The organism is Streptomyces sp. SID486 (genome assembly GCF_009865385.1).
Taxonomy (GTDB): domain Bacteria; phylum Actinomycetota; class Actinomycetes; order Streptomycetales; family Streptomycetaceae; genus Streptomyces.
The window spans coordinates 1-22,011 of the sequence record NZ_WWJT01000659.1 but is presented as its reverse complement, the minus strand read 5'-3'; the positions used below and the strand labels follow the sequence as shown (position 1 = coordinate 22,011).

The following is a 22,011-nucleotide window of genomic DNA, read 5'->3' as shown; positions in this document are numbered from 1 at the left end:
GCCGCCGCGGGCTGCCCCGCCGCGCCGGTCCGGCCGACGGAGCCCACCGCGGCGCTGACCACGCGGTCGAAGAGGGCCGCCGACGCGGCGCGGGCCCGGCCCACCACGGGGGGCCGGGCGGTGCGGCGGTCCGGCGGGACGACGAGGGTGACCTGCTCGCCGTAGACCCCGCGCAGCTCGGCGGCCAGCCGGTGCGCGAGACCGTCGTCACCGCACACCACCATGTGCGCCTGCGGGGACCTGGGTCCCCCTTGGTACGGAACGCTCGCCACGAGGGAAAAGAGTGGCCCAAGGACTCGCGTGGTTCCAGCAACTGCTGAACACCGGCGGCGGGGCCCGCGTACGCAGGGGGAGGGAGCGCAGCAGCCGGAGGTAAGCAGCAGTGGCCATCACCGAAGAGGCACCGCCGGGTGCGGACGCACACCGTCCCGGGCCCGCACCCGGGCCTGCGGGCCGGCGGCTCAGTTCCCCGCTGGTGCTGACACTCACCCTGATGCTCGGCGTGCTCGCCCAGTCGCCCGTCCGCGGGCTGCTCGGCGCTCCGGCGGCGCAGACCTGGATGACGGTGTTCGTCGCGGTGACCGTGCAGGCGCTGCCCTTCCTGGTGCTCGGGGTGCTGCTGTCGGCGGCGATCGCGGTGTTCGTCCCGGCCTCCTTCTTCGCCCGCGCCCTGCCGAGCCGGCCCGCCCTCGCCGTACCGGTGGCCGGACTCGCGGGAGCGGTGCTGCCGGGCTGCGAGTGCGCGTCGGTCCCGGTGGCGGGCGCGCTGGTCCGCCGGGGCGTGTCCCCCGCCGCCGCGCTCGCCTTCCTGCTCTCCGCGCCCGCGATCAACCCGGTGGTGCTGACCGCCACCGCCGTCGCCTTCCCCGGGCACCCGGAGATGGCCGTGGCCCGGTTCGCGGCGAGTCTGCTGGTGGCCTGTGCGATGGGCTGGCTGTGGCAGCGGCTGGGCCGCACGGACTGGCTGCGCCCGCCGGCCCACGGCGCGCACGAGGGGGCCGGCAGGGGGGAGGCGTTCTGGGGCTCGGTCCGGCACGACGTCATGCACGCGGGCGGCTTCCTGGTGCTCGGCGCGGCGGCCGCGGCCACACTGAAGGCGGTGGTGCCGGCCGGCTGGCTGGGCACGGCGGCGGGCATCCCGGTGGTCTCGGTGCTCGCCCTCGCCGTGCTGGCCGTCCTGCTGTCCATCTGCTCGGAGGCGGACGCGTTCGTCGCGTCCTCCCTCACCCAGTTCTCCCCGACGGCCAGGCTGGTGTTCCTGGTGGTGGGCCCGATGATCGACCTCAAGCTGTTCGCGATGCAGGCGGGCACCTTCGGCCGCGGTTTCGCGCTCCGGTTCGCGCCGGCCACCTTCGCGCTGGCCGTCGTGGGCGCCGTGGCCACCGGGGCGGTGCTGCTGTGAACCGCCACGCCCAGGCGGCCGTGCTGTTCCTGCTCGGCGCCGCCCTGCTGCACGCCGGCGCCACCGACCTGGCCCTGCGCTACGTCAAGGCGGGACTGCGCCCGCTGCTGCTGGTGTCGGGAGCGGTGCTGGTCGCGGCGGCGCTGGCGACGGTCCACCACGAGCGCCGGCGCGGCCGGCGGGGCGGCCCGCGGGGGCACGCGCACCCCGAACCCCGCGTCGCCTGGCTGCTGGTGCTGCCGCTGCTCGCGCTCATCCTGGTCGCGCCGCCGGCCCTGGGCTCCTACAGCGCCCTGCGCACCGGGACCGCGCTGCAGCAGCCGTACGGCTACGGGCCGCTGCCCGCCGGCGACCCGGTCCCGCTGTCCGTCGTCGACTACGCCTCCCGCGCGGCCTTCGGCCACGGCCGCTCCCTGCACGGCCGGCCCGTCCGGGTCACCGGCTTCCTCGCCCTGGACCGCTCGGGCACCCCCTACCTGGTGCGCATGGCCCTCAACTGCTGTGCCGCGGACGCCCAGCCGGTGAAGATCGCGCTGACCGGGCAGCTGCCGCCGGTCCTGCGGCCGGACGCCTGGCTGGAGGTGACGGGGCACTACACACCACGGCTGGCCCGTGATCCCGTCAACGACGGTCCGGTGCCGTATCTGAAGGTCACCTCCGCGCGGCCGGTCCCGGTGCCGCACGACCCGTACGACGAGACCTGGAACACCTGAGACCGACGCCCGGCGGCGTGCCTACGCCGGTGTCCCGGGGGCGTCGAAGCGGCGGAGATCCCTGAGCCACGCCTCGGCGTTGCCGTCGGACGGGGCGCGCCAGTCGCCGCGCGGGGAGAGCGAGCCGCCGGCCGACACCTTGGGCCCGTTCGGCATGGCCGAGCGCTTGAACTGCGAGAAGGCGAAGAAACGGCGGCAGAACACCTCCAGCCAGTGCCGGATCGCGGTCAGGTCGTACGCCACCCGCTCGGCCTCGGGGAAGCCGGGCGGCCAGGCACCGGCCTGCGGGTCGTGCCAGGCGTGCCAGGCCAGGAAGGCGATCTTCGAGGGGCGGAAGCCGTAGCGCAGCACCTGGAAGAGGGTGAAGTCGTGCAGCGCGTACGGGCCGATCTTCGACTCGGTGGACTGCAGCTCCTCGCCCGGCACCAGCTCCGGGCTGATCTCGGTGTCCAGGATGGCGGCCAGGATGCCGCCGGTCTCCTCGTCGAACTGCTCACTGCTGATGACCCAGCGGATCAGGTGCTGGATCAGCGTCTTCGGCACCCCGGAGTTCACGTTGTAGTGGCTCATCTGGTCGCCGACGCCGTACGTGGACCAGCCGAGCGCCAGCTCGGAGAGGTCGCCGGTGCCGAGGACGATGCCCCCGCGCTGGTTGGCGAGCCGGAACAGGTAGTCGGTGCGCAGACCGGCCTGCACGTTCTCGAAGGTGACGTCGTAGACCGGCTCGCCGGCGGCGAACGGGTGGTCGATCTCCTTCAGCATCAGCCGGGCGGTCGGCGTGATGTCCAGCTCGGCGGCGGTGACGCCCAGGGCCCGCATCAGCCTGTGGGCGTTGTCCTTGGTGTGGTCGCTGGTGGCGAAGCCGGGCAGGGTGAAGGCGAGGATGTCGCTGCGCGGCCGGCCCGCGCGGTCCATCGCGCGGGCGGCGACGATCAGGGCGTGCGTGGAGTCGAGGCCGCCGGACACCCCGATGACGACCTTGGGGCCGCCGATCGCCGCCAGCCGCTGCTGGAGCCCGGCGACCTGGATGTTGTACGCCTCGTAGCAGTCGAGGGCGAGCCGCTCGGGGTCGGCGGGCACGAACGGGAACCGCTCGACGCGCCGCCGCAGCCCGAGGTCGGTCAGCGGCGGGTCCAGCTCGAAGGAGACCGTCCGGAAGTCACCGGTGCGCGCCCCGTGGGCCCGGCGGTTGTCGTCGAAGGTCCCCATCCGGTGCCGCTCCTGCCGCAGCAGGTCCAGGTCGACGTCGGCCACCGCGTACTGGTCACCGAGCGGGAAGCGGTCGCTCTCGGCGAGCAGCATCCCGTTCTCGTAGATCATGGTCTGCCCGTCCCAGGACAGGTCCGTGGTGGACTCGCCCAGCCCGGCCGCCGCGTAGACGTAGGCGGCCAGACAGCGCGAGGACGCCGAGCGGCACAGCAGCCGGCGGTCCTCGGCCCGGCCGACCGTGATCGGGCTGCCGGAGAGGTTGACCAGCACGGTCGCCCCGGCGAGGGCGGCCTCCGCGCTCGGCGGCACCGGCACCCACATGTCCTCGCAGATCTCGGTGTGCAGCACGAGACCGGGCACGTCCTCGGCGGCGAACAGCAGGTCCACACCGAACGGCACCTCGGTGCCCGCGACCCGGAGGGAGCCGCCCCGCTCGTCGTGGCCGTCGGCGATCTGCCGGCGCTCGTAGAACTCGCGGTAGTTCGGCGGGTACGACTTCGGCACGACACCGAGGACGCGGCCGCGGTGGATGAGCACCGCGCAGTTGTAGATCCGGTGGCGGTGGCGCAGCGGGGCGCCGACGACCAGTACCGGCAGCAGGTCCGCCGAGCCGGCCACGACCGTGCGCAGCGCCGCCTCGACCTGGTCGAGCAGCGCGTCCTGCAGCAGCAGGTCCTCGATCGAGTACCCGCACAGGCCCAGCTCGGGGAAGACGGCGACGGCGACGCCCTCGTCCGCGCACCGGCGCGCCTGGCGCAGGACCGCTTCGGCGTTGGCCTGCGGGTCGGCGATGACGGTGTGGCCCGTGCACGCGGCGATGCGCGCGAAGCCGTGCTGATAGATCGACCAGAAGTTCAACGGGGCTTCCTTCATGATTCAACAGACCGCGCAGACGAAGCGAATCTCCTCCGGGGGAAAGCCTAGATCCCAGCCGGCCGGCACCCCGGACCCGGCCGCCCACCCGGCGGAGTACCCGACCCGCCCACCCGGCTACGGACCCGGCCGCCCACCCGGCGGAGTACCCGGCCGCCCACCCGGCCCCGGACCGGCCGCCCAGCCGGCCCCGCGCGGGCGCACGTCAAGATCCCGTCAGGGCGGCGGGGTCCGGCGCGAAGAAGGCGCAAGGGCCCGGCGGAGGCGGCCGGAGACGGACAGAACCTGGGTGCACCCGCGCACCTCCCAGCCCCCGTGCGTGGCCGAGGGAAGAAGGAGCACCCGCCCATGTCCGTCCTGACCACCGAGCCGGATGCCGCGCCCGGCGGCGAGGAGCCGCCCGACCCCGCCACCGAGCCGGATGCCGCGCCCGGCGGCGAGGAGCCGCCCGACCCCGGTGAACGCCACCGGCTGACCGCCGTGACCGGCCTGGCCGCGCTGTCGCTGGACGCGATGGCGTCGGTGGCCTACGGGCCGGAGGCGATCGTCCTCGTCCTCGCCGCCGCGGGCGCGCGGGGGCTGGGCCTCACCCTGCCCGTGACGCTGGCCATCGCCGCCCTGCTGGCGGTGCTGGTGGCCTCCTACCGGCAGGTGATCGCGGCCTTCCCGGACGGCGGCGGCTCCTACGCCGTCGCCAAGCGGCACCTGGGCACGCGGACCAGCCTGGTGGCCGCCGCCTCCCTGGTGCTCGACTACGTGCTGAACGTCGCCGTCGCGGTCACGGCGGGCGTGGCGGCCCTGACCTCCGCCTTCCCGGCCCTGTACGACGACCGGCTGTGGCTGTGCCTGGCCGTGCTCGCGCTGGTCACGGGCGTGAACCTGCGCGGGATCGTGGAGTCGGCGAAGGCGTTCATCGTGCCGACGGCCGTGTTCGTCGGTGCGGTGTTCGTCCTCGTCGCCGTCGGTCTGTTCCGTTCCCACCCGGTGAGCACGGTGACCGCGGACGGGCACGCCTCGGTCGTCCCGGACAACGCCACCACCGTGGGGGCGCTGCTGCTGCTGAAGGCGTTCGCCTCCGGCTGTGCCGCGCTGACCGGTGTGGAGGCCATCGCGAACGCCGTCCCCTCCTTCCGGGTGCCGCGGGCGAGGCGGGCCCAGCGGGCGGAGGTGGCCCTGGGTGCCGTGCTCGGCCTGATGCTGATCGGCCTGTCGGTGCTGATCGGCCGCTTCCACCTCCAGCCGGTCGAGGGTGTCACCGTCCTCGCCCAGCTCGCGGACGCCTCTCTCGGCCACAACGCCGCGTTCTACGTCCTCCAGTTCGCGACCGTGATCCTGCTGGCGCTGTCCGCGAACACCTCCTTCGGCGGGCTGCCGGTGCTGCTGGAGCTGCTCGCCCGGGACGACTACGTCCCGCACGTCTTCGCCCTGAAGGCGGACCGGCAGGTCCGCCGGCACGGCGTGCTGGCGCTCGCCGTCGTCTCGGCGGCGCTGCTGGTCTTCTCCGGCGGTGACACCAACACCCTGGTGCCGCTGTTCGCGGTCGGGGTGTTCGTCGGCTTCACCATCGCCCAGGCCGGCATGGTCCGGCACTGGCGCCTGGAGCGCGGCCGGGGATGGCGCGGCAGGACGCTGCTCAGTGGGTTCGGCGCGGTCCTCACCGGTGCCGCGGCGGTCGTCGTCACGGCGAGCAAGTTCACCGAGGGGGCGTGGCTGGTCGTGATCGCCCTGCCGCTGCTGGTGGCCGTCCTCGAGCGCGTGCACCGCGCGTACGGCCGGATCGGGGACCGGCTCGGGCTCGGGACCGTCCCCGAGCGTCCGCACCGCGAGCGCTCCCTGGTGATCGTCCCGGTGTCCGCGCTGTCCCGGCTCACCTCGGAGGCGCTCACGGTGGCCACCTCCCTGGGGGACGAGGTCCGCGCGGTGACCGTCTGCCACCCGGACCCGGAGGACCGGGCCGCGCTGCACGCCCTGGAGCGGGCGTGGGCCGGCTGGGACCCGGGGGTGCCGCTGGTGCGGCTGCCCAGCGCGCGGCGCACGCTCGGCCGTCCGATCGCCGCCTACGTCCGCGCGGTGGCCGCCGCCGAACCGGCCACCCGGGTGACCGTGCTCATCCCGGAGACCGGGCCGGAGCGGCCGTGGCCGGGGGCGGTGTGGGGATGGCTGCTGCGGAACCGGCGGGGCGCGCTGGTCGCGCGTGCCGTGCGCCGGGAGACCGACGCGGTGGTCTGCCGGCTGCGCCTGCGCCTGCCGTAAGAGACCCGTCAAAGCCGTACGGACCGCCGTATGGGAGGCGTCAACGGGCGGTCGGATCCGGCCATGGAGGCGCTTTCCTCGAACCGTCCGATTCCTTTCGCACCTCACTCCAGGAGTTCGCGATGGCCGACCTGGCCTTCGTCGTCACCGTGCTCGCGGCCTTCGCGCTGGTGGCCCTTGTCGCCAAGGGGGTGACGAAGCTGTGACCGCCGAGAACATCGTCGGCCTGGTCGTGGCCGTCGCCCTGCTGGGCTATCTCGTCCTCGCCCTGATCTTCCCGGAGAGGTTCTGAGAGCAGACATGGGTCCCGTACCGGCAGGCGTCCTCCAGCTGACCGCCCTCATCGGCGCGCTGGCGCTCGCCTACGTCCCCCTCGGCACCTACATGGCCAGGGTCTACTCCTCGCGCGCGCACCTGCGCGTCGAGAAGTGGATCTACAAGGGCATCGGTGCCGACCCCGACACCGAGATGACCTGGTCCGCGTACCTGCGCGGCATCCTGGCCTTCTCGGTGGCCGGCGTCCTCTTCCTCTACCTGCTCCAGCGGCTCCAGGGCGTCCTGCCCGGCTCGCTGGGCTTCTCGTCGGTGAACCCGGCGCAGTCGTTCAACACGGCAGTGTCCTTCGTCACCAACACCAACTGGCAGTCGTACTACGGCGAGCAGACCATGGGTCACGTCGTGCAGACCGCGGGTCTGGCGGTGCAGAACTTCGTCTCCGCCGCCGTCGGCATGGCGGTCGCCGTCGCGCTCGTCCGCGGCTTCGCCCGTTCGCGCACCGGCGCGCTGGGCAACTTCTGGTCCGACCTGGTGCGCGGCACCGTCCGGATCCTGGTGCCGGCCGCCGCGCTCGCCGCGGTGGTCCTGGTCGCCTGCGGCGCGGTCCAGAACTTCTCCGGCATCCACGAGGTCGGCCAGTTCATGGGCGGCTCGCAGCAGTGGAACGGCGGCGCGGTCGCCTCCCAGGAGGCCATCAAGGAGCTGGGCACCAACGGCGGCGGCTACTTCAACGCCAACTCCGCCCACCCCTTCGAGAACCCGACCGCCGTCTCCAACCTGCTGGAGATCTTCCTCATCCTGGTCATCCCGTTCTCCCTGACCCGCACGTTCGGCGTGATGGTCGGATCGGTGCGGCAGGGCTACGCGATCCTCGCCACGATGGCCACCATCTGGCTCGGGTTCACCGCGCTGATGATGTGGACCGAGTTCGCCCACCACGGCCCGGCGCTCCAGGCCGCGGGCGGTGCGATGGAGGGCAAGGAGGTCCGCTTCGGCGTCGGCGGTTCCTCGATCTTCGCGGTGGCCACCACGCTGACCTCGACCGGTGCGGTGGACTCCTTCCACTCCTCCTTCACCGGCCTGGGCGGCGGCATCACGATGCTGAGCATGATGCTGGGCGAGATCGCGCCCGGCGGCACCGGCTCCGGTCTCTACGGCATGCTGATCATGGCGGTCATCGCGGTGTTCATCGCCGGCCTGATGGTCGGCCGCACGCCCGAGTACCTGGGCAAGAAGATCGGCGGCCGGGAGATGAAGCTCGCCGCCTGCTACATCCTCATCACCCCCGCCCTGGTGCTGGTCTTCACCGCCGCCTCCATGGCCCTGCCGACACCGCCGCACTCGATGCTCAACTCCGGTGCGCACGGCTTCTCCGAGGTCCTGTACGCCTTCACCTCGGCCGCCAACAACAACGGCTCGGCCTTCGCCGGCCTGAACGCGAACACCGACTGGTTCAACACCATGACCGGACTCGCGATGCTGCTCGGCCGCTTCCTGCCCATGGTCTTCGTCCTGGCACTGGCCGGCTCGCTCGCCGGGCAGCAGCCGGTACCGGTCACGGCGGGCACCCTGCGCACCGAGAAGCCGCTGTTCACCGGCCTGCTGGTCGGCGCGATCCTGATCATCACCGGTCTCACCTACTTCCCGGCCCTGGCACTGGGCCCGCTCGCCGAGGGGCTGGCGTGACGACCACCCGAACGGAAGACCACGAGGACGCGATGTCCACTCCCACCCTGGCGCCCCACCAGGACACTCCGACGGGGCACAAGACCCCCGAGGGCCGTGTCGGCGCGGGCCTCTTCGATCCCCGGCAACTGGTCAAGTCCCTGCCGGAGGCGTTCCGCAAGCTCGACCCGCGGGTGATGGTCAAGTCGCCCGTGATGTTCGTGGTGTGGATCGGGTCCGTCCTGACCACCGTCTTCTCCTTCCAGGACCCGGGTGACTGGTTCGGCTGGACGATCAGCGCCTGGCTGTGGCTGACCGTGGTCTTCGCCAACCTGGCGGAGGCGGTCGCCGAGGGCCGCGGCAAGGCGCAGGCCGACACCCTGCGCAAGGCCAAGACCGACACGGTCGCGCGCCGCCTGGCGGGCGGCACCGAGGAGCGGGTCCCCGGCACCGGGCTGAGGATCGGCGACCTGGTGGTCTGCGAGGCCGGTGACGTCATCCCCGGTGACGGCGACGTCGTCGAGGGCGTCGCGTCCGTCGACGAGTCGGCGATCACCGGCGAGTCCGCCCCGGTGATCCGTGAGTCCGGCGGTGACCGCTCCGCGGTGACCGGCGGGACGAAGGTGCTGTCCGACCGGATCGTCATCAAGATCACGACGAGGCCCGGCGAGACCTTCATCGACCGGATGATCAACCTGGTCGAGGGCGCCGCCCGGCAGAAGACGCCGAACGAGATCGCGCTGAACATCCTGCTGGCGTCGCTGACGATCGTCTTCCTGCTGGCGTGTGCCACGCTGCCGCCGCTGGCGGACCACGCGGGCACGCACCTGACGCTGGTCGTGCTGGTGGCCCTGCTGGTCTGTCTGATCCCCACCACCATCGGCGCGCTGCTGTCCGCGATCGGCATCGCGGGCATGGACCGCCTGGTCCAGCGCAACGTCCTGGCGATGTCGGGACGGGCGGTCGAGGCCGCCGGCGACGTCTCCACGCTGCTGCTCGACAAGACCGGCACGATCACCCTCGGCAACCGGCAGGCCGCCGGGTTCCTGCCCGTGCCCGGCGCCACCGAGGCCGAGGTCGCCGACGCCGCCCAGCTGTCCTCGCTGGCGGACGAGACGCCCGAGGGCCGCTCCGTCGTCGTCCTGGCGAAGGAGCGGTACGGGCTGCGCGAACGCCACCAGGGCGAGCTGGCCGGCGCGCAGTGGATCGAGTTCACCGCCCAGACCCGGATGTCGGGTGTGGACGTCGGCGGCCGCAGGATCCGCAAGGGCGCCACCGCCTCGGTCATCGGCTGGGTCGAGGCCCGGGGCGGCGAAGTCGCCGCGGAGGCGCAGGGGCTGACCGACCGGATCGCGCAGGCCGGAGGGACCCCCCTGCTGGTCGCGGTCGAGGACGCCGAGGGCGCGCGCGTACTCGGTGTCATCCACCTGAAGGACGTCGTCAAGGACGGTATGCGGGAGCGGTTCGGGGAACTGCGCCGCATGGGCATCAAGACCGTCATGATCACGGGCGACAACCCGCTGACCGCCAAGGCCATCGCCGACGAGGCGGGCGTGGACGACTTCCTCGCCGAGGCCACCCCCGAGGACAAGATGGCCCTCATCAAGCGGGAGCAGGCGGGCGGCAAGCTGGTCGCGATGACCGGTGACGGCACCAACGACGCGCCGGCCCTCGCTCAGGCGGACGTCGGTGTCGCGATGAACACCGGCACGTCGGCCGCCAAGGAGGCCGGCAACATGGTCGACCTCGACTCCAACCCGACCAAGCTGATCGAGATCGTGGAGATCGGCAAGCAGCTCCTCATCACCCGGGGCGCGCTGACCACCTTCTCCATCGCCAACGACGTCGCCAAGTACTTCGCGATCATCCCGGCGCTGTTCGCGGCGGTCTACCCCGGCCTGGACAAGCTGAACGTCATGCGGCTGTCCTCGCCGGACTCCGCGATCCTGTCGGCCGTCGTCTTCAACGCGCTGATCATCGTCGCGCTGGTGCCGCTCTCCCTGAAGGGCGTGCGGTACAGGCCGATGAGCGCCGACCGGATGCTCCGCCGCAACCTCGCGATCTACGGCGTCGGCGGCCTGGTCGCCCCCTTCGTCGGCATCAAGGTCATCGACCTGCTCCTCTCCCTCGTCCCCGGGCTGTAACTCCTCGAAAGCGTGCTGATGGCCATGAACACCTCCGTAATGAACACGGCCCGGTTGCTCGGGGCGGGGCTGCGGGCACTGCTCGTGCTGACCCTGGTCACCGGTGTCGTCTACCCGCTGGTCGTCACCGGCGTCGCCCAGGCACTGTTCACCGACAAGGCGAACGGCTCCGAGATCACGTCGGACGGCAGGGTCGTCGGCTCGTCGCTGATCGGGCAACAGGGCTACGGCCCGGGGTACTTCCAGCCCCGCCCGGCGGCCGGCCTCGGCACCAACAGCCTCAACACCCGGTACAAGCTGATCCTTTCGGGAGCGACGAACCTGGCCGCCGACGACAGGAGGCTCGTCGACTCCGTCGAGCAGGCGAAGGCCAAGGTGGTCGAGGACAACTCGGTGCCCGGCTACACCGTGAGGCCGTCCCAGGTACCGGCCGACGCCGTCACCTCCTCCGGCTCGGGCCTGGACCCGGCCATCTCCCCGCAGTACGCCGCACTCCAGGCGCACCGGGTCGCCGTGCGCAACGGCCTGCCCGTCGCCGCGGTGGAGAAGCTGGTCGCGGACCACACCCAGGGCCGCACCCTGGGCTTCCTCGGCGAGCCGCAGGTGAACGTCCTGGAGCTCAACATCGCGCTCAAGGACCTCGTGGCCCGCAAGTGACGGCCTTACGCGAAGGCGGGGGCCGGCGGCCCGGGGCGCATCCCGGACCCGCCGGCTCCCGACGCCATGGACAGGAGAGGCACACCCCCATGACCCGGGTGCTCGTGGTGGAGGACGACCCGCAGCTGGTACGGGCCCTCGTCATCAACCTGCAGGCGCGGCAGTACGGCGTGGACGCCGCCCCCGACGGTGTCACGGCCCTGCGGCTCGCCGCCGCGCGCCGGCCCGACGCGGTGCTGCTGGACCTCGGTCTGCCCGACATGGACGGTGTCGACGTCGTCAGGGCCCTGCGCGGCTGGACCCGCGTGCCGGTCCTCGTCCTCTCCGCCCGGCAGGCGTCCGACGAGAAGGTCGCGGCCCTCGACGCCGGCGCCGACGACTACATCACCAAGCCGTTCAGCATGGACGAACTCCTCGCCCGGCTGCGGGCCGCCGTCCGCCGTACCGGAGAGACCCCGCTCGTCCCCGACGCGACGCTGGTGGAGACGCCGCACTTCAGCATCGACCTGCTCGCCAAGAAGGCCGTACGGGACGGACAGGACGTACGGCTGACACCGACCGAGTGGCACCTGCTGGAGATACTGGTGACCCATCCCGGCCGGCTGATCACACAGAAACGCCTGCTCCAGGAGGTCTGGGGCGTCTCGCAGAGCACCAAGACCAACTACCTGCGGGTCTACATGGCCCAGCTGCGCCGCAAGCTGGAGACGGACCCGGCCCACCCGCGCTACCTCATCACCGAGCCCGGCATGGGCTACCGCTTCGAGGGCTGACGGGGACCGCGACGGGCGCGCCGGGGTACGGCGCGCCCCGGCCTCTTCCGTGGCGGTCCGGGCTCAGGCGTCGGGACGGACGGTCCCGCGCTCCTGCACCAGCAGCCGGGTGTCCAGCCGCAGCCCCAGGGCGTTCCGCCGGTGCAGGGCGGCCAGTGCGGCGCGCAGCGGGGACGGCGGTACCGCGAGCACGGGACAGCCGGCGTGGGCGAGGCAGTAGCGGCCGACCGACGGCCACAGCGCCCGGCGCAGCCGGCCGCGCGCCCCGGCACCGACGACGAGCACGTCGTCGTCCCGGTCGGCGGTGCGCACCAGGGCCGGCCCGGGGGCGCCCCGGACGAGGAGCGCCCGCCCCGGCAGCCCGGTGCCGGGACCGCCGAACACGGTACGCAGCGCGCCGAGCAGCCGCTCCCCGGCCAGTTGCTCCCACTCGCAGGCCATGACGGAGGCCACCGGGGACCTGCGCGTGGCGAGGTCACCGGCGGGCGGCTCCCAGGCCAGCACCGGCCACAGCTCCGCCCCGCGGCGCCGGGCCTCGTCGGCGGCCCGGGCCAGCGCGGTGAGGCTGCCCGGGGAGCCGCTCACACCGGCCAGGACACGAGGGGCTGGGGACGGGCGGGACTCGGACATCTGATCCTCCTCGGAACGTCGTCCATCTGACCCCGGACGGACCCGTTCAAACAGCCCGAACGCCCGTTCTTGGCATCCCTCTGACGGCCGGCGCCCTCCCGCGCACCGGGCCCGTCAGCATCCCGTCAAGGTCACCCGGTTCCCCGTCAGTGTCCCGTCAGGGCCTACCCGGTGACGGGGGAGAACGGGCATAACGTCGATGCCGAGCCCCGGTACGCCTCCCCGCCGCCGGGGCCTCCCAGACCATCTGCTCCTCGCCTTCCGGGAGGCATCCCATGGCAGAACTCCGCTACGGCGACGACCCCGAGCCCCTCGATCGGTTCCCGGCCGGACCCCTGTACATCCCGGTCCGGCCGGGTCGATCCGGGTGTGCGGCCCGGCTCTTCCGCACTCCGCTCGGCGTCCGCACGGCCGTCGGCTTCACCTCCGAGCGACGGCTGGCCGCCACCCTCGGCCCCGGCCAGGCGTGGATCCGGCTCGCCGGGACCGCGCTGCGCGCACTGACCGAGCCGCTCGGCGTCACCACCGTCACGGTCGACCCGCAGTTCACCGCCCCGGCACCCACGCCGTCCGCTCCGGCCGCCTCGGCCGCGCCCTCGGCACCCTCCGCCGCGGCAGCCTCGGCCGCCGCGGCGGCGGTACCGCCCACCGTGCGCACCCCGCTCACCCCGCTCACCCCGGTCATCCAGGACACCCCGGCCAACACCCCGCTCACCCCGGCCGCGCCGGTCCCGTCCGAGGCCGCCGCGCTGCGGATCGCCTGAGAGGGGCAGCCACGATGACCACGCTTCACGAGCCCACCGCCACCGCCACCGCCACCGCCGCCGCGGCCGACCTGTCGGTGTGGCCCGCCTCCACCACCGAACCCCTGCGCGGTGCCCTCGCCGTGGGCGGCGTACCGCTCGCCGAGGTCGCCGACCGCTTCGGCACCCCCGTCTACGTCCTGGACGAGGCCGAGGTGCGCGACCGCTGCCGTACCTACCGGGACGCCTTCCCCGACGCCGAGGTCCTCTACGCCGCGAAGGCGTTCCTGTGCCGCGCGATGGCCCACTGGACGGCCGAGGAAGGCCTCGGCCTGGACGTCTGCTCCGCCGGTGAACTCGAACTCGCCGTCACCACCGGCTTCCCGCCCGAGCGGATCGTGCTGCACGGCAACGCCAAGTCCCCCCACGACCTCGACACCGCCCTGCGCCTGGGCGTCGGCCGGATCGTCATCGACAGCCCCGCCGAGATCGCCCGGCTGGCCGCCGCGGTCGGCCCGGACGGGCACCAGAAGGTCATGGTCAGGGTGGTGCCCGGCATCAGCGCGGGCGGCCACGAGAAGATCCGCACCGGAACCGGCGACCAGAAGTTCGGCCTGTCCATCTCCGACGGCTACGCCCAGCACGCCATCGCCCGCATACCCGACCAGCCGCAGCTCGAACTCACCGGCCTGCACTGCCACCTGGGCTCGCAGATCACCGGCGTCAAGCCCTACCTCGTCGCCGTCCGCCGCCTGGTCGGCCTCATGAGCCGCCTGCACGAGCAGCACGGTCTCGTCCTGCCCGAACTCGACCTCGGGGGCGGCCACGGCATCGCCTACCGCCCCGGCGAGGAGGCCCTGGACCTGACGGCACTGGCCCGCAAGGTGCGCGCCGAACTCGCCGACGCCTGCGCGACGGCCGGGCTCCCCGTGCCCCGCCTGATCATCGAACCGGGGCGGGCCATCGCCGGCCCGGCGGGCGTCGCCGTCTACCGGGTGCTGTCCGTGAAGCACACCGGTGAGCACGTGTTCGTGGCGGTCGACGGCGGCATGAGCGACAACCCCCGACCGGCCCTGTACGGCGTCCGGTACGCCCCCCGGCTGACCGGCCGGCACAGCACCGCGGCCCCGGCCCGGGTGACCGTGGTGGGCCGGCACTGCGAGGCCGGCGACGTCCTCGCCGCGGACGTGGACCTCCCCGCCGACGTACGCCCCGGCGACCTGCTCGCCGTACCCGTCGCCGGCGCCTACCACCTGTCCATGGCCTCCGGCTACAACCTGGTCGGCCGCCCGCCCGTCGTCGCCGTACGCGACGGTCTCGCCCGCCTCCTGGTCCGGCGCGAGTCCCTGGCGGACATCCGCAGCCGCGACGTGGGCCTGTAGCACCCGCGGACTCCCGGGCGGGCCGGCCTTCCCACCACGCCGGCCGGCCCGCCCGGGACCGGCCGGCCCGCCCCGCGCACCGGTCGGTACGACCCCGCGCACCGGTCGGTACGACCCCGCGCACCGGTCGGTACGACCCCGCGCACCGGTCGGTACGACCCCGCGCACCGGTCGGCACCCCCGCCCGCCGGTCGGTACAGGCAGCCGAACAGCGGCGAGGCCGTCTGGACGCCATCGTCCAGGTGGCACCTCGCTCCGCCGTACCCGGTCAGCTCCCACGTCATCCGCGGAGCGTCCGTGGAGGCGTGGTCCCCCGTCATGACGTCCAGGCTACGGACACACCGCCGTACCCCCTCCGGACCGCCGGCTTCCCGCCTTCCGCCTTCCGCCTTGCGTCTTTCGCCTGGCGCCTTCCGCCTTTACCGGGCACGGTCCGTGCTGGATGCTGTGTCGCGTCGTCGGTAGATCAACGGGGGAGCGCCGTGCGCGTGGTTGTGCTGGGCCCTGTCCAGGTGCGGGGAGACGGGGAGGACGCGGACGGGGTGCCGTCCACCTCCGTCTCGGGGGCGCGGCTGCGCATGCTGTGCGCCCGGCTCGCCCTGGAGTCCGGGCGTGCGGTGTCCGTGGACGCGCTGGTCGACGGGCTGTGGGGGGCGGATCCCCCGGCCGAGGCGGGCAACGCGCTGCAGTCCCTGGTGTCCCGGCTGCGCCGGGCGCTCGGGGCCGTGGGCCGCGTGGAGTCCGCCGCCGGCGGTTACCGGCTCACCGCCGACGAGGGGCTGGAGGTCGACGCCGCCCGCTTCGAGCGCCTGGCCGCCGAGGGCCGCAGGCGGTGCGCCGAAAGCCGCCACGGCGAGGCGGCGGACGTGCTGCGCGAGGCACTCGGCCTGTGGCGGGGCGAGGCCCTCGCCGACGTCCGTGAGGCGCCCTTCGCCGCCGCCGTCGTCACCCGCCTCGACGACCTGAGGGCCGCGGCGGCCCAGGACCTGTTCGAGGCCGAACTGCGGCTCGGCCGGCACGCCGAGATCCTCCCCGACCTGATCACGGCGGCAGCCGCCGACCCGCTGAGCGAGCGCCTGGCCGAACTGCGGATGCGGGCCCTGTGGGCGGCGGGCCGGCAGTCGGACGCGCTCGCGGCCTACGAGGAGATCCGCGAGCGGCTCGCCGACGAGCTGGGCGTCGATCCGTCGGTGGGCCTCAGGGACGTCCACCTCGCGCTGCTGCGCGGGGAGCTGGAGCGTCCGGCGGCGGCCCGGCCGCAGACCGCGGCGAACCGGATCCCGCCCCGGCTGACCAGCTTCGTCGGCCGCGAGCGGGAACTCTCCCGGCTCGCCGCGCTACTGGCCGCGTCCCGCCTGGTCACCATCGTCGGCCCGGGCGGCGCGGGCAAGACCCGGCTGTCGCTCGAAGCCGTCGCCCGGGACCGGGCGCAGGAGCGCGGCCGCGTCTGGTTCGTGCCGCTCGCCGGGGTCGGGGCACCCGGGCAGCTGGCCGACGCCGTGCTCGGCGCGGTCGGCTCCACCGACGGTGCCCTCTACGACGCCGGCCGCACCCAGGGTGCCGCTCCGCTCGACCGGCTGGCGCAGCTGCTCGACATCGGCGACGCCCTCCTCGTCCTCGACAACTGCGAGCACCTCGTCGAGGCCGCCGCCGAACTGGCCGGGCAACTCCTGCACCGGCTGCCGCAGTTGCGGATCCTCGCCAGCAGCAGGGAGGCCCTCGCCATCGACGGCGAGGCACTGTGCCACCTCGGCCCGCTCGACGTGCCCACCGGTACCCCGGAGCCCGCCGAGGCCGCGCGGTCGGCCGCCGTACGGCTGTTCGTCGACCGGGCCGCCGGCATCCGGCCGGACTTCACCCTGGATCACGCCACGGTCGGTGCCGTGGTCGAGATCTGCCGGCGGCTCGACGGACTGCCCCTCGCCCTGGAACTGGCCGCCGCCAAGCTGCGCTCGATGGGCGTGGGCCAGATCGCCCGCCGCCTCGACGACCGGTTCCGGCTGCTGACGTCCGGCAGCCGCACCGCGCTGCCGCGCCAGCGCACCCTGCTCGCGGTCGTCGAGTGGAGCTGGGACCTGCTCGACGAACCCGAACGCATCCTCGTCCGCCGCCTGTCCGCGTTCCCCGGCGGTGCCACGCTCGCCGCCCTCGAAGCGGTCTGCGCGGACGCGGCACTCCCCGCCGACGACATCCTCTACACCCTCGACGGGGTCATCGAGAAGTCCCTGGTCGACACCACGGACACGGGCGACGGCGAACCGCGCTACGGCATGCTGGAGACCGTACGCGCCTACGCCGCCACCCGCCTGGACGCCTCCGGGGACGACATCGCCGGACCGTTCGCGCGGTACTTCCTCGCCCTCGCGCAGGAGCACGAACCCCGGTTGCGCACCGGCCGGCAGCTCGACGCGATCGCGGTGTTCGACGCCGAGCACCCCAACCTGACGCACGCGCTGCGGTCGGCCGTGGACGCCGGGGACGGGGACCTCGCCGCCCGGCTCGTCGGCGCGCTGTCCTGGTACTGGGGGGTGCGCGGTATGAGCTCCCAGCTGGACGCGGCACTGGCCGAGCTGCGCGCCCTCGGCGACGCCCCGCCCCGGGCCCGGGCGCTCATCGCGGACGTGGACTCGGCGGGTGCCCGCGAGTTCCACCCGGCCGGGCTGTTCCTGCGGATCTCCCAGCTCGCCGTGGCGGACGACGAGCCGGAGTCGCCCGAGGAGCGTCTCGCGCGCTCGCTCCGCTCGCCCGACCCGTGGGTGCGGGCCGGCGCCCACCTCGCGTACGACTTCGTCCTCACCGAGCAGGGTGATCTGCGCACCGGTGAGGCGTCCCGGCTGGCGGCGCTGCGCGGCTTCGAGGAGGTGGGCGACCGCTGGGGACTGGTGATGAGCCTGCTCCCGATCGGCCGCGACCACTCCCTGCGCGCCGAGTACCCGCAGGCCATCGCCACCTTCGAACGGGTCGTCGCACTCAGCTCGGAGCTGGGCACCGACGACTACCTGGATCTCGGCCGGGTCCGTCTGGCCCGCGAGCGGCGGCGCAGCGGTGACCTGGCCGGAGCCCGTCGCGACCTGGAGTGGGCCCAGGGACAGGCCCGGGAGCGGGGGCACCGCCGGCTGGAGGCCAACATCGTGGCGGGCATGGCCAACCTGCACCGCAGGGAAGGCGATCTGGCGGGCGCCGACCGGGTGCTCGACGAGCTGGAGTCGTTCGTCCGCGGCCGGTCCCTGCCCGAGGGGCTGGCCCGGGACCTGATCGTCTCCACCCGGATGGAGAACCGGCTCGCCGCGGGCGACGCCGCGGCGGCCCGGGCCCTGCTGCCGGAGGCGGCCGGCGGACTGCTGGCGCAGGGCGCGGGGGCGGGCCTAGCCTGGGTCGCCGAGCTGCTCGGCGGGCTGCTCGCGCTGGAGGACGACCCGGTGGGTGCCGCGCGCTCGCTCGGCATGAGCCAGGTGATGCGGGGCGCGTTCGACGCCGGTGAACCGGAGCTGCGTGAACTCGCCGGGCGGCTGACCGGGCGGCTCGGCGAGCGGCGGTACCGCGAGGCGTTCGGCGAGGGGGCCGCGCTGGACCGCCCCGACGCGCTGAACCGGCTGGCCGAGGAGGTCGGCCGGCCGGTGTCAGCGCCGCGTCGTGTTGCTCCCGCCCCGGGGTGAGGCGGGGATCAGCCGACGTTCTTGCGGTAGGAGCGCATCGCCAGCGGGAAGAAGACCGCGACCATGCCGGCCATCCAGCCGAGGCTGCCGAGCAGCGGGTGCGCGATCGCGCCGCCGTTGAGCAGACCGCGCACGGTGTCGGCCATCAGGCTGACCGGGTTGACGTCCGACCAGGTCTGCAGCCAGCCCGGCATGGTCTGGTCCGGCACGAACACGTTGCTGGCGAAGGTCAGCGGCAGCACCACGACCGTCATCAGGCCCTGCACGGAGGCGGGGGTCTTGGCCAGCATGCCGATGTACACCGACAGCCAGGAGAAGCTCAGCGCGAAACCGACGAGCAGGACCAGCGCGGCGAGCGTGAACACCGGGTTGGTCCCGATCCGGTAGCCCATGACCAGGGCGAGGACCAGCAGGGTGCCGAGGCAGATCACGTAGCGCACGAAATCGGCGAGGACGGCGCCGATGAGCGGCCCGGAGCGGGCGATCGGCATCGACCGGAACCGGTCGAACATCCCGGTGCTCGCGTCGGCGTTGAGTGAGACGCCGATACCGATGCTCGCCTGGAAGACGGTCATCACCATGACGCCTGGCGTGACCATCTGCAGATAGGCGTGGTCGTGACCGCCGGAGATGGCGCCGCCGAAGAGGTAGACGAACATCAGCAGCGAGATGACGGGCGTCAGCACCACATCGGTCAGCTGCAGAGGGGACTTGACGAACTTGGTGACGCCGCGCCCGGCGAGGGCGAAGCTGTGCCGCGCGGTCCGCGCCAGGCCGACACGCAGCGGGGCGGCGGCGTGGCCGACGGCGGGGGCGAGGGTCTGGGTGCTCATACCGGGGTCCTCTCGGAGATGATGCCGTTGTTCTGAGTGCCGTTGTTCTGAGCGCCGTTGCTCTGAGCGCCGTTGCTCGGTGTGCCGCTGTTCCGCGTGCCGTTGCCCTGAGTGCCGTCGTGCTGCGTGCCGTCGTGCTCCGTGCCGTGGTTCTGCGCGCCGTCGTCCTGGACGGCGTCGTTCGGTGTGCCGGCGTGCTGCCCGCGGTCGGTGGCGGGGCGTCCGGTCAGGGCCAGGAAGACCTCGTCGAGGCTGGGCAGGCGCAGCCCCATCTCGTCGGTGCCGATGCCGTCCGCGGCCAGGCGGCGGGCCAGCGCGGACACCAGCAGGGGGTCGTCGGCGGGCACGGTCAGCAGACCGTGCGAACCCTCCTGGGCGGGCGTGGTGCCGGTCAGCTCGGTCAGCATCGCCGTCACCCGGGGCACGTCCCGCGTCAGCGACGGCCGTACGTGCAGGATCTGTCCGCCCACCCGGCGCTTCAGCTCGCCGGGGCGGCCCTCGGCGACCACCCGCCCGTGGTCGAACACCGTGATGCTGTCGGCGAGCTGGTCCGCCTCCTCCAGGTACTGCGTGGTGAGCAGCACCGTGGAACCGTCGTCGACCAGCCGCCGGACCACGTCCCACACCTCGCCACGGGCATGCGGGTCGAGGCCGGTGGTCGGTTCGTCCAGGTAGAGCACCTGCGGCCGGCCCACCAGGCTCGCGGCCAGGTCCAGGCGGCGGCGCATGCCACCGGAGAACGTGCTGATCGGCCGGTTCGCCGCCTCGGTGAGCGAGAACTGCTCCAGCAGCTCGGCGGCCCGCTTCTGCGCGCCCCGCTTCGACAGATCGAGCAACCGGCCCAGCAGGACCAGGTTCTCGGTGCCGGACAGGGCCTCGTCGATCGAGGCGTACTGCCCGGTCAGGCCGATGAGTTGGCGTACCCGCACCGGATCGCGCACCACGTCGTGGCCGCCGACCAGGGCCCGGCCGCCGTCCGGCCGCAGCAGCGTGGACAGGATCCGTACGGTGGTGGTCTTGCCCGCCCCGTTCGGCCCGAGCACGCCGATCACCTTGCCGGCCGGCACCTCCAGGTCGACGCCGTCCAGCGCGACCATGTCCCCGTAGCGTTTGACCAGACCCTCGGCCTGGATGGCGTACGACATCTGCGCCCCTCCCCATCTCTTCACCCGCTCGCCCGCTCGCCCGCTCGTGCGGTGCGCGCTGCTCTCGATGAGGAAGACAGTGCCGGGGCGCACTGGCAGACCGCTGACAGGCCGCTGTCAGCGGTCGGCGATCCTGTCAGCGGCGTGACTCAGGGGCATCCGGGCGCCAGGCCGCACGAGGACCCCGAGCGCTCGCGGGCGTCTCGCCCTGAAGCGTTTGCAGGCGTCCTGATCCGAGCGCTCGCGGGCGTCTCGCCGCTAAGCGCTTGCAGGTTTCCTGGCCCGAGCGCTTGCAGGCTCCCGGCCCGAACGCAGCGCGGACGTCGGGGGGGTGCCCGAACGCAGCGCGGACGTCGGGGGGTGTGGCGTCACCTGTTCCGCCGGATCTGCCCCACGACGATCCCGACGACGGTGAGCACGCCGATCACGACCAGCAGCCAGGTCGGCGTACCGTCGACGCCCTTGTAGGCGAACGTCTCGAAGCTGTCAGCTGTCTTCATCCGTACCCCCGAGCGGTTGCAGAGCCTTACGGATGCCCGCCGCACCGGCCGACAGGCCCGGGGCACGCCGGCAATGCCGCTGGGGACCGTCGGAGCCGCCGACGCTCACAGTGGTCCTCCGGGGTGCCTCCGGGGTGCCTCCGGGGTCCTCCGCGGTGCCTCCGGGGTCCTCCGCGGTGCTTCGGGATCCTCCGCGGTGCCTCCGGGGTCTTCCGGGGTCTTCCGGGGTCTTCCGGGGTCTTCCGGGTCCTCCGCGGTCCCCCGGGCTGCCTCCTCCGTGCTCTGCCCGATCTGCCTGCTGGACGCGGCCGTGGTGCGGAGTCGGAGCGCCGGCCGGAACGGGGCCGGTCGCCGCTTCACTCCATGGAGCCTGTTTCCCGGGACTCGCGCAGCCGGAGACCTCTCTCCAGGGCTTCGGTGAACACTTCGGGCTGCCGCCGGGCCAGCGTCTCCCAGATCTGGACGGCGCGGGTGATGGCGGTCAGGGCTTCCTCTCGCCGTCCCAGGTCCGCCAGATAGACGGACTGGTTGTTGAGCGAGTCGGCGAGGTCGGGGAGGAACGCGTCGGGCCGCTGCCGGGCCAGGGTCTCCCAGATGTCGACGGCGCGGGTGATGGCCGTCAGGGCTTCCTCCAGCCGCCCCAGGTCCGCCAGACGGGCGGACTGGTTGTTCAGCGAGCCGGCGAGGCCGGGGAGGAAGGCGTCAGGTCGTTGTGCGGCCAGGGCTTCGTGCATGTCGACGGCGCGGGTGATGGCGGTGAGGGCTTCCTCCCATCGCCCCAGGTCCGCCAGATGGTTGGACTGGTTGTTCAGCGAGCTGGCGAGCTTGGGCAGGAAGGCGTCGGGCCCTTGCCGGGCCAGGGTCTGGTAGGTCGTGACGGCGCGGGTGATGGCGTCCAGGGCGTCTTCCCGCCGTCCCAGGTCCGCCAGACGGATGGACTGGTTGTTCAACGCCATGGCGAGGTCGGGGAGGAAGGCGTCGGGCTGCTGCCGGGCCAGGGTTTCGCGGATCTCGACGGCGCGGGTGATGGCGGTGAGGGCCTCGCCCCGCTGTCCCAGGTCCGCCAGGTGGTTGGACTGGTTGTTGAGCGAGGTGGCGAGGGCGGGGAGGAAGGTGTCGGGCCGCTGCCGGGCCAGGGTTTCGCGGATCTCGACGGC

At 73.4% G+C, this 22,011-nt stretch carries 17 protein-coding genes and 1 pseudogene; 11 read left to right on the top strand and 7 right to left on the bottom strand.

Annotation, left to right across the window (positions count from 1 at the left end; translation table 11 throughout):
* A pseudogene (locus GT045_RS30830) lies at positions 1–224 on the bottom strand (potassium transporter TrkA); the annotation flags it as partial.
* A 158-nt stretch (positions 225–382) separates the two neighbouring features.
* Here GT045_RS30830 and GT045_RS30825 point away from each other — a divergent pair.
* Positions 383–1,402, top strand: coding sequence for a permease (locus GT045_RS30825; protein ID WP_161290445.1), 1,020 nt, complete (start codon positions 383–385; stop codon positions 1,400–1,402).
* The gene (locus GT045_RS30820; protein ID WP_161336184.1) at positions 1,399–2,115 is read left to right on the top strand and encodes a TIGR03943 family protein; all 717 of its coding nucleotides are present in this window, start codon (positions 1,399–1,401) and stop codon (positions 2,113–2,115) included. The genes GT045_RS30825 and GT045_RS30820 overlap by 4 nt, the downstream gene beginning before the upstream one ends.
* 21 nt (positions 2,116–2,136) lie before the next feature.
* Here GT045_RS30820 and GT045_RS30815 read toward each other — a convergent pair whose 3' ends face one another.
* Positions 2,137–4,197 carry an NAD(+) synthase gene (locus GT045_RS30815; protein WP_202529182.1) on the bottom strand — a complete coding sequence of 687 codons (2,061 nt, stop codon included), beginning with the start codon at positions 4,195–4,197 and terminating at the stop codon, positions 2,137–2,139.
* A gap of 348 nt (positions 4,198–4,545) precedes the next feature.
* On the opposite strand from GT045_RS30815, the gene GT045_RS30810 reads away from it, so the two are divergent.
* The 6 genes from GT045_RS30810 to GT045_RS30785 all read left to right on the top strand — a co-directional run bounded on the left by GT045_RS30810 (position 4,546) and on the right by GT045_RS30785 (position 11,965).
* Positions 4,546–6,450 (top strand): APC family permease, encoded by a 1,905-nt coding sequence (locus tag GT045_RS30810; RefSeq protein WP_161336182.1) that lies wholly within the window; start codon positions 4,546–4,548, stop codon positions 6,448–6,450.
* A 202-nt stretch (positions 6,451–6,652) separates the two neighbouring features.
* Positions 6,653–6,742, top strand: a complete 90-nt coding sequence (gene kdpF, locus GT045_RS30805) for a K(+)-transporting ATPase subunit F (protein ID WP_016434100.1) — start codon at positions 6,653–6,655, stop codon at positions 6,740–6,742.
* Positions 6,743–6,750: 8 nt separating this feature from the next.
* Positions 6,751–8,412 (top strand): potassium-transporting ATPase subunit KdpA, encoded by a 1,662-nt coding sequence (kdpA, locus tag GT045_RS30800; protein ID WP_161336181.1) that lies wholly within the window; start codon positions 6,751–6,753, stop codon positions 8,410–8,412.
* A 32-nt stretch (positions 8,413–8,444) separates the two neighbouring features.
* Positions 8,445–10,535, top strand: a complete 2,091-nt coding sequence (kdpB, locus tag GT045_RS30795) for a potassium-transporting ATPase subunit KdpB (protein ID WP_161336186.1) — start codon at positions 8,445–8,447, stop codon at positions 10,533–10,535.
* Positions 10,536–10,559: 24 nt separating this feature from the next.
* Positions 10,560–11,192 carry a potassium-transporting ATPase subunit C gene (locus tag GT045_RS30790; protein ID WP_202529181.1) on the top strand — a complete coding sequence of 211 codons (633 nt, stop codon included), beginning with the start codon at positions 10,560–10,562 and terminating at the stop codon, positions 11,190–11,192.
* 89 nt (positions 11,193–11,281) lie between these two features.
* Entirely contained in the window at positions 11,282–11,965 is a 684-nt protein-coding gene (locus GT045_RS30785) for a response regulator transcription factor (RefSeq protein ID WP_161336179.1), read from the top strand.
* Positions 11,966–12,028: 63 nt separating this feature from the next.
* Here the strand turns inward: GT045_RS30785 and GT045_RS30780 are convergent, their stop codons facing one another.
* Positions 12,029–12,595: a universal stress protein gene (locus GT045_RS30780; RefSeq protein WP_161336178.1), complete on the bottom strand. Its 567-nt coding sequence runs from the start codon at positions 12,593–12,595 to the stop codon at positions 12,029–12,031.
* Positions 12,596–12,870: 275 nt separating this feature from the next.
* Here GT045_RS30780 and GT045_RS40145 point away from each other — a divergent pair, with 275 nt between their 5' ends.
* From GT045_RS40145 to GT045_RS30765, 3 genes are all read left to right on the top strand, one after another.
* Positions 12,871–13,359 carry an SAV_915 family protein gene (locus tag GT045_RS40145; RefSeq protein ID WP_237539006.1) on the top strand — a complete coding sequence of 163 codons (489 nt, stop codon included), beginning with the start codon at positions 12,871–12,873 and terminating at the stop codon, positions 13,357–13,359.
* Positions 13,360–13,373: 14 nt separating this feature from the next.
* A complete protein-coding gene (lysA, locus tag GT045_RS30770; protein ID WP_161336177.1) occupies positions 13,374–14,720 on the top strand; it encodes a diaminopimelate decarboxylase in 1,347 nt (448 codons plus the stop codon).
* A gap of 482 nt (positions 14,721–15,202) precedes the next feature.
* On the top strand, positions 15,203–18,376 hold the full coding sequence (locus GT045_RS30765) for a BTAD domain-containing putative transcriptional regulator (RefSeq protein ID WP_345942806.1): 3,174 nt from the start codon (positions 15,203–15,205) through the stop codon (positions 18,374–18,376).
* Between the two features lie 8 nt (positions 18,377–18,384).
* Here GT045_RS30765 and GT045_RS30760 read toward each other — a convergent pair whose 3' ends face one another.
* The 4 genes from GT045_RS30760 to GT045_RS30750 form a co-directional block, all read right to left on the bottom strand.
* The gene (locus GT045_RS30760; protein WP_161287409.1) at positions 18,385–19,209 is read right to left on the bottom strand and encodes an ABC transporter permease; all 825 of its coding nucleotides are present in this window, start codon (positions 19,207–19,209) and stop codon (positions 18,385–18,387) included.
* The gene (locus GT045_RS30755) at positions 19,206–20,354 is read right to left on the bottom strand and encodes an ATP-binding cassette domain-containing protein (RefSeq protein WP_161336176.1); all 1,149 of its coding nucleotides are present in this window, start codon (positions 20,352–20,354) and stop codon (positions 19,206–19,208) included. Before GT045_RS30755 ends, GT045_RS30760 begins: the two co-directional genes overlap by 4 nt.
* A 368-nt stretch (positions 20,355–20,722) precedes the next feature.
* Positions 20,723–20,854, bottom strand: coding sequence for a hypothetical protein (locus tag GT045_RS40545; protein WP_272926921.1), 132 nt, complete (start codon positions 20,852–20,854; stop codon positions 20,723–20,725).
* 356 nt (positions 20,855–21,210) lie between these two features.
* On the bottom strand, positions 21,211–22,011 hold an 801-nt coding region (locus GT045_RS30750), incomplete at its 5' end, for a tetratricopeptide repeat protein (RefSeq protein ID WP_161336175.1).